Here is a 15,771-nt window from a genome sequence, read left to right on the forward strand (position 1 = left end):
ATGACAATGTGATTAAAAAAGAATCAAACAGTCTAGTGAATACAAAAAACTACAACACACTGTAATAAAATTTCATTTCAGCTCAAATTAGCAACAAGAACAGCCTGTTTTTTCGTGTTACACGCAACTGGTTACCTAATCATTTGAGCATTTCAAACAGATGAAGATGTTCGTTTTTTCACAATTTTTCATATTCGTACAAAACACATTTCATTTCCACCAATTTCACTTCCTGTAACACATACGTTACCCGATTCTAAAGACCTCATTTATATCGTTAGCTAACAGAGGAATTTGTTAGAAATCACTTGGTATTTAGAAGATAATTCCCTTACATTTACCACCCTTTTTAAGGTGGTATTTAGATACCTCTTTTTTCCACTTAAATCGCGTTTGAAGTTTTAGAGCTTGTACACAATGCAGACATTTGAAATCGCAATTTATTTGCAGTTCTTTTTAGGTCTTATCGCCGCAGTGAACCCAGTTGGCATCATGCCCATTTTTGTTTCTTTAACAGGGCATATGTCGCCAGAAGAAAAAGTGAAAACCGCCACCACTGCGAATATCGCAGTCGCGGTCATCCTTATTGTTTCTTTGCTGGCTGGGCAGGCATTGCTGGATATGTTCAGTATCTCTTTGGATTCGTTCAGAATTGCTGGCGGGCTACTGCTTATGAGCATCGCATTTTCGATGATGAGCGGTAAGCTAGGTGAAGATAAGCAGAACAAACAAGAGAAATCTGAATACGTGAGCCGAGAGCAAATTGGCGTAGTGCCACTGGCTATGCCTCTAATGGCAGGACCTGGCGCTATCAGTTCAACGATTGTGTTTGGGGCGCGCTACCCGACATGGATGGACACATTTGCCATTGCAGGAACAGTGATCATTTTTGCGTTTTGCAGTTGGCTATTGTTTCGCTCTGCGCCTTTTATTGTGAGATTCTTGGGTCAGACAGGCATCAACGTAATCACTCGTATTATGGGGTTGATCCTAGCCGCTCTGGGGATCGAGTTTATCGCCAACGGCGTAAGAAACCTGTTCCCGGGTCTTGCCTAGTATCCAGTTCCCCCCCGACTTGCCTTAAAAGGCTAACTTTGAGGTAAGTCGCCAGTTTCGCAGATGTGGACTTTTTATATCGTCGCTTTGAAGTTTATACCCAAGTAGCCTCAAGATGCCCGATTCAGCGAGAATTAACCGGCTTTCACGCAAGACACCGATTTGAAGATCTAGTGGCTCTAAATCAAGAATCGGTAACGCAGCATGAAAGCCAGTTAAACTCGCCCTTGGGAGCGAATATTCTGTCCCACTTCATCGTCAAAGAACTTGGAAAGGACTCGTCATTCCACAGCGTTCTTTTCCTTGAATTGAAACAGAATATGTCGCTCTGAACTCGGCATATTGAGGTCACTTGGGTATACTATACTGCCATTCTCTATCGTTATAGAAAGACAGTTATAAAAAGTCCATGCCCAAACACTCGTTGAAACATCACCTTTACGTCATCATCTTTGGCACGCATACAACCGCAGGTAAGCTCTTTGATATCGCCCTAATCATTGCGATTCTGACTTCCCTCACAGTGCTTGTTATCGACTCTACCCTTCCTCAGGACAGCGTATGGGCAAATCGACTTCTGTACGCTGAGTATGTGTTTACTGCGCTTTTTACTATTGAATACTTGCTGCGGCTCTACTGTTCCCCCAAGCCCAGTGCTTATGCGAAAAGTTTTTATGGTGTAATCGACCTTCTCGCCATATTGCCTACGTACTTCGTGTTGCTTTTTCCGTCCGCATCATTTATTGCAGTTGTGCGCCTTCTAAGGGTAATGCGGATTTTCCGAATCCTGAAATTGGTTCGCTACCTGCAAGACTCTAACCTGCTCTTACGTTCCCTTTTGATGTCCAGACGGAAGATTCTGATCTTCTTCAGTACAGTAGCGATTCTGGTCACTATCTTTGGTTCATTGATTTTTGTGATAGAGGGACCAGAGAACGGATTCACGAGCATACCGCAAAGCATCTACTGGGCGATCGTGACCATCACAACGGTTGGTTACGGTGATTTGGTCCCTCAGACACCTATTGGAAAAGCAATAGCCTCGCTCACTATGCTACTTGGTTATTCTATTCTGGCGGTTCCAACCGGGATTATTACGGCAGAACTGAATAGTGAAATGAATGCTCACCGGAATCTGGTTAAGTGCCCGAATTGCTCTCGAAATGGTCATGAGTCTGACGCGTTATATTGTAAGCATTGCGGAGGAGAGCTGGCATCGCCAGATGCGCGGGTAGTTCCTGTAGAGAATGAGGATTCTGAACTGCACTACTAGGTCAGTTAACAGCCTTGAGTAATGCTCTCTACCTGAAAGCTGTCCCCTGAATACATGGGGGCAGTATATTTCACGTAGCATTGAGTGCTTTCGATACCATTTCTACTCGGGTGCTCGACCCACTCAGAACGTGTAAGAAGCCAGGAATCCTGACGATCGGTGTGAATGGCATGGTGAGCCACCCAAACCCAGGTTTTGTCGGTATGTCGATAACCCATATCTAAGTCAATAAAATTGGCTAAACCACCAATCCGAACACTTGGGTAACCATACTGAAGCTGTCCATAACCCGGCAACATTCCGAATTCTTCCAAATCGGTTCCCTGCTTGTGAGACTCAATGTAGGCATTTTCCGCGGCATGAATTACTTTGCTGGCAAGCCCTTCGATCAGAGCTTGATTGTATTCACTTTGCATGCTGAAAAACTTGGGGGCAGCAGTCATAGCCATGATGGAAAACACCGCTGTGCTCATTAACCCATCAAACATTGAAAAGCCAAAACTTCTCTTACGCATTGCCATTTCCTTAAGCTTCCCACCTATACCTTCTAACTTGAGTATAGTTGGATGTTAAAAAATGCCAGTCAGAAGCAGGTAAATACAAAGAAATAATAAAGACAGGATAGGTTTAAGATTCGGTTAAAAACCATTTATGTTTGGGGAATAAAAAAGCGCCTCTCAAATGGAGGCGCTTCTGAGAAATTATATCTCTATGAAAATATTACTTTTCTGCAAGAATAATGCGAAGGGTTCTGCGTAGAGGCTCTGCCGCGCCCCAAAGTAGCTGATCACCCACTGTAAATGCATTCAGGAAGTCGTCACCCATCGACATTTTACGCAGTCGACCAACAGGAATAGACAGAGTGCCAGTAACTTTCGCAGGTGTCAGCTCTTGTGCCGTGATGTCACGGTCATTTGGAACTACTTTCACCCAGTCATTATGAGTGGCGATCATCTCTTCAATTTCATCCATTGGGATGTTTTGCTTCAGCTTAATGGTCAGTGCCTGAGCATGACAGCGCATTGCTCCGATGCGAACACATGTACCGTCAATCGGGATTGGCGTGTCCTGAGAGCCTAAGATCTTGTTGGCTTCAACGCCCGCCTTCCACTCTTCCTTACTTTGACCGTTATCGCGCTTCACATCGATCCATGGAATCAGAGAGCCCGCTAGCGGCACACCAAACTGATCCGTTGGGAAAGATGACGAGCGAAGTGTTTCTGCAACTTTCTTATCAATATCAAGAATAGAGCTTGCTGGGTTCGCCAGCTCAGTGCTGACTGAATCGTTGATCACACCCATTTGAGAAATCAGCTCGCGCATGTTTTTCGCGCCAGCACCCGATGCTGCCTGATAAGTCATGGCACTCATCCATTCAACATGACCTTTCTCATAAAGACCACCTAACGCCATGAGCATTAAGCTAACCGTACAGTTACCGCCAACAAATGTGTTGGTGCCGCCATGAATCCCCTGCTGGATTTGCGCGAGGTTCACAGGATCTAGTGTAATGATGGAATCTTCAGCCATGCGAAGAGTAGATGCAGCGTCAATCCAGTAGCCTTTCCAGCCTGCCTGACGAAGCGCCGGGTACACTTTCTCGGTGTAGCTGCCGCCCTGACAAGTAATCACAGCATCAAGCTGTTTTAGGCTTTCAATATCAAAAGCGTCTTGCAGAACACCCGCATCTTTACCGAAATTTGGGGCAGGAATACCTACTTGTGAGGTGCTGTAAAATACTGGTTCGATAACATCAAAGTCTTTCTCTTCGACCATACGTTGCATCAAAACCGAGCCGACCATACCACGCCAGCCTACAAGACCTACTCTCATCATTACACTCCATGTCTTACTCAAATTAAACTCCCCCATCTATAAGATTTTCTGAGGATGAAAACAAGCCTTTTTGAGCGAAAAAGGTAAAAAAGAGCAGTTAAGGGGGGATTTTTACAGGTTTACTGTTTTCGAAGAGATTTTCAGGAGGGATTCGAAATGAAAAATGCGTCCAGAGAACATCCCCTCTGGACGCTGATATTTATACCGCATTCACAGTGCCTAAATAAGATTCCACATCGTCAATCGTGGTCTTTAAACTCTGTTCCAATGCTACCATGTCACTTTCAGAAGGTTTAGAACCCTGCTTTAAGCCATGCTCAATGCTTGCGGTGATGTCTTTCAGGGCATTAGCACCTAAATTACCAGCGACACCTTTTAAGCTGTGGGCAATTCGATGAGCCTGTTCAGAATCTTGGTTAAGTGCCTCTTTCAGCTTGTTTACGTCTTCGCTGTGATCCTGTAGGAAAACATTTAAAACCATGAGTACAGACTCTTCATCATTATCAAAGGTTTCAAGCATCATCTCAGGATCAAACCCTCTGCTATTGGTTGGCATCGGTTCAGGTGACTCCATCACAGGCGGCTCTTGGATTGGTTCTGACTCCTGCGTGGCTTCAACCGGCTCTTCAACTTCCACTGATTGTTCATTTTTAACGGGGGAAGTTTGAGTTTCCTTGCTGGTTGAATCTGGGATGTTTGAACTTGGTCTTTCTGTGCTTTGGGCTTCTGTATGTCGAGGAGCCGCCACACGATTAAACCCTAGCCATCCTATGGCGAGCAAAAATACGCCACTCAGCACAAGACTGATGGTAAACATCCTTTGAGCAACGTGCTGAAATTCAGTCCTTACCATTCCAATTTCGCGCACAACTGAGTGTTTCAGAATCTCTTCTGTTACATAACTGAGTTGGGCGTGTTCAGCCAAAATCAGAGAAGCTTTAGACAGTAACCCCTGAATCTGATTCTTATAGGGAGAATCGAATCGCTCAGAGCGCAACATGATCGACTCTAGCGTCATATAGTTTGGTGGGTTGAGGTTAGAGTCGGCGTAAAAAGAACTGAACAGATAAGCGCCGAGCTCATCGTACAAAGCGACCAACTCTTTTGGTGTCCCCTGACTGTTTTTGGTATTCAGGATTTGCTCAGATAAACCACGAATATCCAGTGCGACAGTAAGATAGTTTTCAGCACGCTCGATAAAGCGGTCAGATAGATACACAAGTTGCGCCGTTTCTGGGCTCCATATCCCGTGCTCTGATTCGGATTCGATTTGCACTTTAACTGATTTAATCAACTCCAGGTTCAGAGACAATTGTTCAATATGTTGCGCCCGGATAGGGTCTGGAAAAGAGAGTGTATAACGAAATTCTTCTATCTGATTTGATAGTAAACCTAGCGAATCCGCTTCTTTGCGAAGTTGAATGTGCTGGAAATAGAGGATGGATGAAATAACGCCCCAAACCAATAGGAATGCGACAATGATGTACCTACGATTTCTAATGCTACTTTCTTCCATAAAATAGCTCTTCAGCCTACGTTAAGTCATTGAAAATAAGGTGGCATTAGCCACCTTATCACCGATTTACTTTATGAGCGACGCGTCAACTGATCTCGCAAATTAGGCGGTGTCCCTTTGATCGTCAGCGTATCCGTTTCCGGATCGTAAAAAATACGCTCTCCAAGAAGCATGCTATCAAAGTTGATGGTCACGCCTCCACCAGCACCAACAAACTTGGTCAGCTTGCGTACTGTTGAACGGTCTCCGGGAAAACTCTCTTCAAGATCATAGCCTTGCTCTTGAGTGTAGTCTAAGAAACTGGTTCCATCATTGCTAGTTGGCAATTCGCCAGACAGCTCACGAATTTCAACTTCATCGCCAGATTTGATTTGCTCGTTACAGTAATCGAACACCTGCTTACGGTACTGAGTGGCTTCTTCTTTCTCCAGCTTAGAATCGCTACAGAAGTCCTCAACGGCCTGCATGAGTACCTGATTCTGCACTTTCGTGTCCAGTCCAACATCAGCCTGAAGGAAGTCCAGGAAGAAGTCTGAAACTTTACGTCCGACACGACCCTTAATAAAGGTGAGGTAGCGATTGGACTCTTCATCCGTGGCATAGGTAGAAAGGTCAATTCTTGCCGCAATATCCATCTTACTGATATCCAGATAGTCTGTAGCACTGATTTCCAGACCTTCTGTCACTTTCAGGCTTTCATTTGACGGAAGCAGACCAACAAACAGGTACTCTGTCGCAAGCGACTGATATTCAGCAAAAACCAAGATCCCTTCGTCCGCAAACGGGTATTTAGAAAGCTCTTCTTTAAGCCGTGTGGCACTAATTTGCGAAAATTCGTAAAAGCTCTTCTCATTTTGGCGAAGTTCTTGCAACCATGTTTTAAAGTCGCTGTCTGGTTTAAAAGTACCGAAGCCTTTTCCTGCTTTGCTATTGAAAACCCGATGAAGCTCGGCAACAAGGTTCTCTGATGAACCTTCATTAGGAAGCGATTCCTGACGGAAATTGACCGTCAGCTCTTCTTGCTCGTTTTTAACCAGCTTATGAAGAATGACGTTAGAAAGATGCAGACTCATAGTAATTTTGTTTATGTTCTAGTTTCAGTTGAGAGGGAGAGTAGGTTATCATAAGCCGCTTTTACTATCATTATCAGAGTCTATATGCCGATTACATCAAAATACAGTGACGAACAGGTTGAAACTATCTTGGCTGAAATTGCAGCAGTGCTAGATAAAAACGGCGCAAATACAGAGCTTTCACTTATGATCGCAGGAAATATCGCAACGAATGTCTTAAATCAAAACGTTCCTGCTTCACAACGCAAGGCAATTGCTGAAAAATTCGCTCAGGCACTTATTTCATCCGTTGAAAACGACGTAACTCACTAATAAAACAAATAAGACTGAAAACATAAATGGTAGATAGCGAAAATACATACAGTGAACGCGTTTCTCGTCTTGTGAGTTGGGGGCACTGGTTTGCCTTCTTTAACATTATTGCAGCCATGCTTATCGGCACGCGATACATTACCCAGTCGCCTTGGCCTGATACCTTACTTGGTCAGGTCTATCTGGCAGTATCCTGGCTTGGACACTTTGCGTTTCTGATTTTTGCTATCTACATCTTAGTGCTCTTCCCCCTCACCTTTCTGGTACCCTCGCGCAAGTTATTCCGTTTCTTATCAGCCTGTTTCGCGACGGCTGGTTTAACTGTTCTTCTGCTTGATACGCAGGTTTATCAGAACCTTCACCTTCACTTAAATCCCGTAGTCATAGACTTATTGATGAGTGAAGAAGGGAATTTCACACCAGAATGGCAACAGTTCTTTATTTTTGTACCAATCATCTTTTTGATGCAGTTGGCGCTTGCTGAGTGGGTTTGGCGTAAAAAACGTAAACTCGCTCATAAACACATTGGTAAACCTTTAGCAGCCGTTTTCTTTGTCTGCTTTATTGCCAGTCACCTGATTTACATATGGGCAGACGCCTATTTCTATAACCCCATTACCAGCCAGAGAGCCAACTTCCCGCTGTCTTACCCGATGACAGCAAAAAGCTTTATGGAAAAACACGGGCTGTTGGACAAAGAAGACTATCTCGACAGGCTGGAAAGTTACTCTGGTGACGTGAAACTGGTGCAATACCCAATTGAACCACTGACTTACGAAAGCAGAGGCAACAAACTAAATGTTCTGATGGTGATGGTAGATAACCTTCGTGCAGACGCTGTTTCAGCTGAAGCCATGCCAACATTACATGCCTTTGCAGACCAGAACCTCAACTACACCAACCACTACAGTGCCAGCAATGATATGTATGGCGTGTTTGGTCTGTTTTACGGGTTACCAAGCAGCTATGCAGAAAGCATAAAAGCGCAGGGCGACGCGCCGCTCTTTATTCAGCACCTACAAAAGAAAGACTACAACTTCGGTCTGTTCAGCGGCGACAACTTTGCTGACAAATTGTACCGCGATGTCGTGTTTACAGATTTACTGGCTCAGGATCTTCAACCTCTTGAAAAAACCAACGACACGCAAGCCATCGAGAACTGGAAAGCATGGCTACAAGCCAAACCAGATGAACCTTGGTTCAGCTATCTGGAGCTCAACAGTCTGGCAGACTTCGAAGCGACACACGCCACTATTCCGGGCAGCCAGTTGGAAGCTCAACTGAAGAACGGCTACATGAAGTCGACGCTTCAAGCCGACGAATCACTCAAGAGCATATTGGAAGAACTTGATAGCCTGAATCTGACTGAAAAAACCGTGGTAATCGTCACCTCAAATCACGGAACTGAGTTTAATGAAACCAAGAGCAGCTCTTGGGGTTCAAGTACCAACTACAGCCGCTTCCAGCTTCAGGTGCCAATGATTATTCAATGGCCGGGTAAAGAAGCAGCCAAAATCGAAACGAAAACCAGTCATCTGGATTTATCCCCAACCTTGATGCGCCAGATTTTGGGCGTCAGCTCTAACCCTACTGACTACAGCAGCGGAAGAAGCTTATTTGATACCGATGAAAGGCTGTGGATCATCGCGGGTAACCGCCGAGAAGTCGCCATGATTACCGACGACGAAACGACGGTAGTGGATAAGTTTGGTAACTACAAAGTCTACGACGCAGACTACAACCGCAAACGCGAAGACAATCCTAAGCTTTCTATCCTGATGCAAGGCTTAACGGAGCAGAAAAGGTTCTACACTGAGCAGTAAGTCGAATAAATATCAATCACTTGCTCATGTTAATGATTGAAAACCATTGACTCACCCTCTTGAAAGGGATTACATTGGTTTTATCGGACTGTAGCGCAGTTTGGTAGCGCACTGTCATGGGGTGTCAGGGGTCGCTGGTTCAAATCCAGTCAGTCCGACCATGTTATAAAAAACCGCTGTTTTTACAGCGGTTTTTTGCGTTTGGGCTAAGACAACTGTTTTAGTACCTCATTAACTTTATCCACTGCCTCCATTTGCGGCATATGTCCAGCATCTGGCAGAAGTTTAATTTGAATGTGAGTACCTAAGCTCAAATTCTCGACTTCTGGTGTAAGAGGCACTATCTGATCTTGTTGCCCCCATATCACAGTGACTGGCAGTACTAGATTTTGAAGTTGTTCAACCAAGTTAATCGTCTGTTGACCTTTGTCTGACATGGCTTTGCGGAGAGTATGCAGGGCTTCCTCAACGCCATCCAACCGTTTGTACTTCAATAAATCGTCGACCATAGAGCGATTTACCAAGCTTTGGTCAGCGAACAGCAGCGAAACGGTTGTTTTCATGGCTTTGCGAGAATCTGCCTCGGAAAACTTAACTAGGTAATCTTCATTGATTTTCGAGGTTAGCCCAGCAGGAGACAGCAAGGTCAGTGATGCTGCCAAACTGGGGTTCTCAATGGCAAACTTCGCTGCCAGTAACCCACCCATCGAATGCCCGACAAGATGACACTGACTGATGTTTTGTGCACTGACGAATTCCGAAATGGTCTGACTCAGACATTCGATCGGGTCGCCATCGAGCGCTTTTGTCGATTGCCCGTGCCCCGGTAAATCCAACGCATACACCGGTTTGGTAGACGCCTCAAGGTTGAACAACCAGTTGTCGAGATCGCCGCCAAACCCATGAATGAATAACAATGACGTACCTTCACCGTCTCGATGCACATAGCGAATAGTGCCCGTGCTCAGTTCGATGTATTGGGAACGAAGTGCCTCTTCGACTTCTTCCTCCTCGTCGCCTACAGCGGATTCAAACTGCTCAATATAGGCATCGATCTCTTCCTCCGATACTGAATCGTCAGCTAAGACACCCAGTAAAGCTTTCACATCGTAAAGTTCGCCTTCTTCCGCCACTTTACGCCTGAGCAAACCCGCATCGGGCGCTTCCACCATGCTGGCGATTTTGTCGGTCTCGACATCCATGATCGCCTGACCGACTTCAATGTTGTCCCCTACTTCCACCAGCCACTCGTTGAGGGTGCCTTCGGTCATGGAAAGCCCCCATTTGGGCATCACAATGGGGATAATCGCTGTGTTCTCTGAACTCATAGCCCCTCCTTCATCACGTACTCAATGCTTCTCAAAATCGCATCGGCATTGGGGACATACGCATCTTCAAGGCTAGGAGAAAACGGTACGGGCGTATGAGGCGCAGTGACCATTTGTGCTGGTGCTTTCAGATACGAAAACCCTTGCTCACAGACTTTGGCACACACATCGGCGGCAATAGAGCACCTTTCATTGGCTTCATCTACGCAAACAATGCGACCCGTGACTTCCACACTTTCCAGCACTGTATCCATATCGATGGGAGAAAGTGTTCGCAAGTCGATAACCTCACACGAAATGCCCTTTTTCGCTGCTAGGTTCGCCGCTTCCATTGCTCGGTGCACCGTTAACCCATAAGAAACCAGCGTAACGTCGTTCCCTTCTCGCAGTACATTAGCTTCACCAAATGGGATGGCATAAGCCTCTTGAGGCACATCGTCTTCCATCTGATAAAGGCTTTTATGTTCCAAAAAGATGACCGGATCGTTATCGCGGATGGATTGCGCCAGCAGCCCCTTGGCGTCGTAGGCATTTGACGGGCATACCACCTTCACCCCCGGTAAGTTAGTAAACATCGGGGTCAACATCTGGCTGTGCTGTGCCGCAGCGCGAAAGCCAGCACCACACATAGCACGGATGACAACAGGCGTCTCCGCTCGGCCACCAAACATATAACGAAACTTCGCCGCCTGATTGAGGATCTGGTCGTAACACACGCCAATAAAATCGATAAACATCAGTTCGGCTATCGGTCTTAACCCACAGGTTGCCGCCCCAATCGCCGCGCCTACATAAGCGGATTCCGATAACGGGGTATCGACCATCTGTTTCGGGTGTTTAGCATAAAGCCCTTTGGTGACTCCCAGCACGCCGCCCCAAGCGTCTTCTTCGCCCGGTGCGCCCGTGCCGCCGACGATGTCTTCCCCCATCATCACCACATTTTCATCTCGCGTCATTTCCAGGTCGACCGCTTCATTGATCGCGTCTTTAAAGGTTAATTGTCTGCTCATCTTTCACTCCTTGAATTCGATTAGTAGCTCACGTAAACGTCACGGTGCAGTGCTTCTGGTGACGGCTCTGGTGCGTCTTTCGCTTGCTGAACTGCATCGTCAATCAGCGCCAACACCTCGCCATCAATAGCAGAAAAATCTCCTTCTTCTGCTAAGCCTGCTTTTAGCACCTGCGCTTTAAATTTCTTGATGCAATCATGATTTTCTCGCAGGTCCTCAACCTCGCCTTTCGCGCGATAGGTTTGCGCGTCCCCTTCAAAGTGCCCGTAAAAACGCACCGTTTTACATTCCATCAAAGATGGACCATCGCCATTTCTGGCTTTCTGAACGATTTCACCTGCCGCTTCATACACAGCAAAGAAATCAGTACCGTCCACGGTAATACCTGGTAAACCAAATCCTGTTGCTCGGTCGATGTAAGACTTGGACGCCACCGCCCAGTCCACCGCAGTCGACTCGGCGTAACCGTTGTTTTCAATGATGAAAATGACCGGCAACTCCCAAATCGCCGCCAGATTCAAGCTTTCTAAAAACATGCCCTGGTTAGATGCGCCATCACCGGTAAAACTGATGCCCACTCCGTCATGCCCCAAATGTTTCGCGGCAAAGCCAGCACCACACACTAAAGGCGACCCTGCACCCAAGATACCATTAGCACCCATCATGCCTTTCGATAGGTCAGCAATGTGCATGGAACCGCCCTTGCCCTTACACGCTCCGGTTTCTTTTCCGTAGATCTCCGCCATCATGGCGTGCACATCCACCCCTTTGGCAATACAGTGCCCGTGCCCACGGTGGGTAGACGCAATCCGGTCTTTGTCGTGAAGGTGCATCATGATCCCCACCGCGACCGACTCTTCGCCCGCGTACAAATGCACAAATCCGGGGATATCACCCCGCGAAAAGTCCACGTGTAGGCGTTCCTCAAATTCACGAATGGTTTTCATCATTCGGTAAGCGTCGAGCAATTTCTCTTTGCTCAGTGATTCGCTGATACTAGGCATCACATTCTCCTTGTTGATTACATAAAAGCATCCTTGCAGCGCATGCGTTCATGCAGGCTTCTACATTGATGGTAAAAAAAGCATTGGGAATCAGCTCGAGGGTCACATCATCTAGCGCCTCTACGATGTGTTCTCGCTCGCCATCCAGCGCAATCGCAGCGCTGCCATAATGGAGACCGACAGGCTGATTCGGGTTAAGGGTTGAAAGGGTTTTAATCGCAACAGGCAAAAACGCTCCGGGTATCAGAGGCACCATTAGGCTGGAAGCGTCCGCGTCGCTCGAAAGCTCGACATACCGCCCACACGGATCCTTACGTTCAACGGGGGCACTCAAGCCAATGATTGAAGAAAGCCCAACCTGCATGGCAGACGCAAAGGTCACGTATACCGCACGTAGCGTATCCGGTTGCCACACGGCTTTGCTGCCGACAAACTGATCAGATGTTATCGCCGCATCCACTAACGCAATGTCTTCTATTGGTGCAGTTTTGCCTTCTGCGCCGGAGTCGGCTTTCTCTTGAATGCGAAGCTGTAACAACTTATTGGGCGAAAGCGCTGTCTCTTTCGGGATTTGACCACTGGCATACAGTGCTGTGGCTAAGCCAATCAAGCTCGGCTCTATGGTTTCGGGAAAGGCGTTATTGGTGCCCGTAGAATAGCCAGTAACGGGAATCTCTCTGGCGTGTTTCACCACCAGCCGATGCGTACCATCGCCACCTAGCACCACTATTGCGCTAGCCTTGCATTCTTCGCACTCACGTGCCGCCTTGATCGTGTCTTGCTCGGTTCCAGTTATCGGGATAGACAGTAATTTGAGTTCCGGAAAGCCTTGTCGCTCTCTCGTTTTTTTAGATCCAGCTTGTCTAGATCTGGCTGGTTTAGCTAAAGCCGCTTGCCCTCGATTCACCTCTCGCTGCACCATGTCCGATAATCCGGTTTTATCGGGCATCATCCACACCTGATGCACGCCGCCAGCTTTCAAACCAGACAATATTTTCAATACGATACTCACGCGGTCATTCAACGTCAGGCTTCCAGAAGCAGCGACCACACGCCTTATGTCTCTCGCCGATATGGGATTGGCAATCATGCCGACAACACCTTGATTCACAACATCTCTCCTTGGTGGCTCTCATCAATAGAGCAAGCGAGATGCCGACTTCGAAATAAACTTATCTACATGATTTTTAGTAATAATTTTAAAGCCCGAGAAAAAAGCTTGTAGCACCGCCACGTGGTGCTGCAACAGGTGTTGCATGAGGGCGTTTCAAGGTTGAGAAACGAGAAAAACTGCCGATTTGTGCGCCGTTCAAAGGTGCAATTGCCCTCCTTCAGTGCTAGATCTTAATTCACTAAACCGAAAGGAATCGGTCATGAGAAGTTCAGAAACCAAAGCGATCAGAAGCAGCACTTTTATCCGCTCTCACATTCAGGAGGTGGAAAGTGCCGTCAGCGGAAACGAGGTGGAGCGCGACCACATGATCCTCAATTCATGGAAACGCTGCGTCGAAACCCACCGTCTGGAGCCTTCACGCTTAAAAGAAGCCTACATACTGCCCGGCTACGAACTGAAACTTCATCAGGAACGAACCGATCGATTAATTCACACCGCGCGCCACGCCCTAGAAATGCTGTACAAGCAGATATCGGGGCAAAACTACGTACTGCTCCTGACCGATCACGAAGGCGTCACCGTCGATTACATTGGCAACACTTCTCAACAAAGTGAGCTGAAATCTGCCGGGTTGTATTTGGGGTCGTCTTGGTCGGAAGAACGGGCAGGCACCTGTGGCGTTGGCTCATGTATTTACACCGGTCAGTCAATTACGGTTCACCAGACCGACCACTTCGACGCCACGCACGGGCAGCTTACGTGCAGTGCCTCACCCATTTATGGTGTGGATGGCCACCTCGCTGCGGTGTTGGACATTTCAGCCCTACACTCGCCCGAGCCAAAAAGCAGCCAGTGGCTTTCATTGCAGCTGATTCGCAACGTCACCAAGCGCATCGAGATGACCACCTTGCTCACCAGCTTTCGCCACCAGTGGGTACTCAAACTGAGTAAAACCCCCGAGTTTTTAGAACTCGACCCAGATTGCGCCCTCGCAGTGAATGACGACGGACAAATCGTAGGGTTAACCCATTCGGCATACGGCATATTAATGAAAGGGTATTCCGCCACAGCCAATCCGTTAAACGCCCATCAACTCGGCGGCGTGCCATTAGATAGCCTGCTGGACTTGGACATCAATGACCTGCCGAAATACTCAAGGCGCTACTGCCCCAATCCGGTTGCCGTCACCACCCAATCCGGTGACTTGCTTTATATTCAGGCGATTGAACCCGTTCCGGTCACACCCAAATCCGTTCCTACAGAACGCCCCATCGCCAAACCGCTTGAAAGGTTGTTTTTTCGCGACCCTATAATGAAATCGATGGCGGAAAAGGCTTCAACCCTTGCCAATTCTTCTATCTCGATTTTGATCTCGGGCGAAACGGGTGCAGGCAAAGAGTACCTCGCCAAAGCGATTCACGACGCTTCAAGAGGAAAACGCCCTTTTGTGGCGATCAACTGCGCCGCGATTCCAGAAAGCCTGATTGAAAGCGAGCTGTTCGGCTACACCGCAGGCTCATTTACAGGCGCAGACCGAAAGGGCAAAAAGGGCTTGATCGAACGCGCCAATGGAGGCACGTTGTTTTTGGATGAAATTGGCGACATGCCCCTAGCCTTGCAGGCTCGATTGCTGCGTGTGATTGCGGAAAAAGAAGTGACCCCAGTGGGCGGGCACACACCCGTACCCGTTACCTTTCGGGTACTGGCGGCATCGCACCAAAACCTTGAAGACTTAGTGAAGCAAGGGCGATTCCGAGAGGATTTGTACTACCGCATTTCCGGAGCCAAATTGGAGATGCCACCATTGCGGGTAAGAAAAGACATTAAGTGGCTGTCGAGCAAGCTGCTGTTGGAATACGCCGACCAGCCCGTGCCCATCAGCCAGGGCACCACTCAACTGCTGAACAAGCACTCCTGGCCCGGAAATATACGCGAGCTGAGTAATGTATTGCAGTTTGCGCTGGCATTCAGCCAAGGGGAGAAGATTCACCCCGAACACCTGCCCGACTCGTTCTCGAAATACCAACAGGACGCGCCCACCCTGCCCGTGGATACCCAACTTGAAACCCTGCTGAATAACCTGAACTGGAACATTACCGCAGCGGCCAACTACTTGGGAGTTAACCGCAGCACGGTACACAGACGAATGAAACGCTGCGGATTGATCCCACCGAACCGGCGATAAAACCCACAAACTGATCACCGCACAACCAGCCAAACTTCTTTTTTGATGGTTTTGACGTTTTTTCAATCAAACAAACCACTTAGGGGTTTACAAGATTTCCAACCCTAGCTAATATGCGCCTCAACAACGGAGAGATGGCTGAGTGGTTGAAAGCACCGGTCTTGAAAACCGGCATACGTTAATAGCGTATCTAGGGTTCAAATCCCTATCTCTCCGCCACTTTTAAAGATTAAACCGCTGT

Annotated in this window: 13 protein-coding genes and 2 tRNA genes; 7 read left to right on the plus strand and 8 right to left on the minus strand. The window is 47.4% G+C overall.

Annotation, left to right across the window (positions count from 1 at the left end):
- The first annotated feature begins 417 nt into the window (after positions 1–417).
- Together QMG91_RS12270 and QMG91_RS12275 are read left to right on the plus strand one after the other, a co-directional pair.
- On the plus strand, positions 418–1,056 hold the full coding sequence (locus tag QMG91_RS12270) for a YchE family NAAT transporter (RefSeq protein WP_004402151.1): 639 nt from the start codon (positions 418–420) through the stop codon (positions 1,054–1,056).
- Positions 1,057–1,465: 409 nt separating this feature from the next.
- The gene (locus QMG91_RS12275) at positions 1,466–2,329 is read left to right on the plus strand and encodes an ion transporter (protein ID WP_022610453.1); all 864 of its coding nucleotides are present in this window, start codon (positions 1,466–1,468) and stop codon (positions 2,327–2,329) included.
- A 5-nt stretch (positions 2,330–2,334) separates the two neighbouring features.
- On the opposite strand, the gene QMG91_RS12280 is transcribed toward QMG91_RS12275, so the two are convergent.
- The 4 genes from QMG91_RS12280 to yejK form a co-directional block, all read right to left on the minus strand.
- Positions 2,335–2,844, minus strand: a complete 510-nt coding sequence (locus tag QMG91_RS12280; protein WP_281826753.1) for a V10 pilin — start codon at positions 2,842–2,844, stop codon at positions 2,335–2,337.
- A gap of 205 nt (positions 2,845–3,049) precedes the next feature.
- A complete protein-coding gene (gene asd / locus QMG91_RS12285) occupies positions 3,050–4,162 on the minus strand; it encodes an aspartate-semialdehyde dehydrogenase (RefSeq protein ID WP_022550074.1) in 1,113 nt (370 codons plus the stop codon).
- A gap of 202 nt (positions 4,163–4,364) precedes the next feature.
- Complete coding sequence (locus QMG91_RS12290) at positions 4,365–5,681, minus strand: Hpt domain-containing protein (protein ID WP_281826754.1); 1,317 nt, start codon at positions 5,679–5,681, stop codon at positions 4,365–4,367.
- 71 nt (positions 5,682–5,752) lie between these two features.
- Positions 5,753–6,754, minus strand: coding sequence for a nucleoid-associated protein YejK (yejK, locus tag QMG91_RS12295; RefSeq protein ID WP_004402156.1), 1,002 nt, complete (start codon positions 6,752–6,754; stop codon positions 5,753–5,755).
- Between the two features lie 84 nt (positions 6,755–6,838).
- On the opposite strand from yejK, the gene QMG91_RS12300 reads away from it, so the two are divergent.
- The 3 genes from QMG91_RS12300 to QMG91_RS12310 all read left to right on the plus strand — a co-directional run bounded on the left by QMG91_RS12300 (position 6,839) and on the right by QMG91_RS12310 (position 9,050).
- Entirely contained in the window at positions 6,839–7,066 is a 228-nt protein-coding gene (locus tag QMG91_RS12300; RefSeq protein WP_004402157.1) for a YejL family protein, read from the plus strand.
- 26 nt (positions 7,067–7,092) lie between these two features.
- Positions 7,093–8,889, plus strand: a complete 1,797-nt coding sequence (locus QMG91_RS12305) for a DUF3413 domain-containing protein (RefSeq protein WP_281826756.1) — start codon at positions 7,093–7,095, stop codon at positions 8,887–8,889.
- 84 nt (positions 8,890–8,973) lie between these two features.
- Positions 8,974–9,050: transfer RNA gene (locus QMG91_RS12310), tRNA-Pro, on the plus strand.
- A gap of 45 nt (positions 9,051–9,095) precedes the next feature.
- Here the strand turns inward: QMG91_RS12310 and QMG91_RS12315 are convergent.
- From QMG91_RS12315 to QMG91_RS12330, 4 genes are read right to left on the minus strand one after another with little or no spacing between them, the layout of a single operon-like run.
- Positions 9,096–10,217, minus strand: coding sequence for an acetoin dehydrogenase dihydrolipoyllysine-residue acetyltransferase subunit (locus tag QMG91_RS12315; RefSeq protein WP_281826758.1), 1,122 nt, complete (start codon positions 10,215–10,217; stop codon positions 9,096–9,098).
- Positions 10,214–11,227, minus strand: coding sequence for an alpha-ketoacid dehydrogenase subunit beta (locus tag QMG91_RS12320; RefSeq protein ID WP_281826760.1), 1,014 nt, complete (start codon positions 11,225–11,227; stop codon positions 10,214–10,216). Before QMG91_RS12320 ends, QMG91_RS12315 begins: the two co-directional genes overlap by 4 nt.
- 20 nt (positions 11,228–11,247) lie before the next feature.
- Positions 11,248–12,231, minus strand: coding sequence for a thiamine pyrophosphate-dependent dehydrogenase E1 component subunit alpha (locus QMG91_RS12325; RefSeq protein WP_281826762.1), 984 nt, complete (start codon positions 12,229–12,231; stop codon positions 11,248–11,250).
- Positions 12,224–13,342 carry an NAD(+)/NADH kinase gene (locus QMG91_RS12330; protein WP_281826764.1) on the minus strand — a complete coding sequence of 373 codons (1,119 nt, stop codon included), beginning with the start codon at positions 13,340–13,342 and terminating at the stop codon, positions 12,224–12,226. Before QMG91_RS12330 ends, QMG91_RS12325 begins: the two co-directional genes overlap by 8 nt.
- A 262-nt stretch (positions 13,343–13,604) precedes the next feature.
- Between QMG91_RS12330 and QMG91_RS12335 the strand changes: the two genes are divergently transcribed.
- Together QMG91_RS12335 and QMG91_RS12340 are read left to right on the plus strand one after the other, a co-directional pair.
- A complete protein-coding gene (locus QMG91_RS12335) occupies positions 13,605–15,530 on the plus strand; it encodes a sigma-54-dependent Fis family transcriptional regulator (RefSeq protein ID WP_281826766.1) in 1,926 nt (641 codons plus the stop codon).
- Positions 15,531–15,658: 128 nt separating this feature from the next.
- Positions 15,659–15,749: transfer RNA gene (locus QMG91_RS12340), tRNA-Ser, on the plus strand.
- Positions 15,750–15,771 lie beyond the last annotated feature (22 nt).

Origin of the sequence: Vibrio nigripulchritudo, from assembly GCF_027924785.1 — a bacterium.
Lineage (GTDB): Bacteria > Pseudomonadota > Gammaproteobacteria > Enterobacterales > Vibrionaceae > Vibrio > Vibrio nigripulchritudo.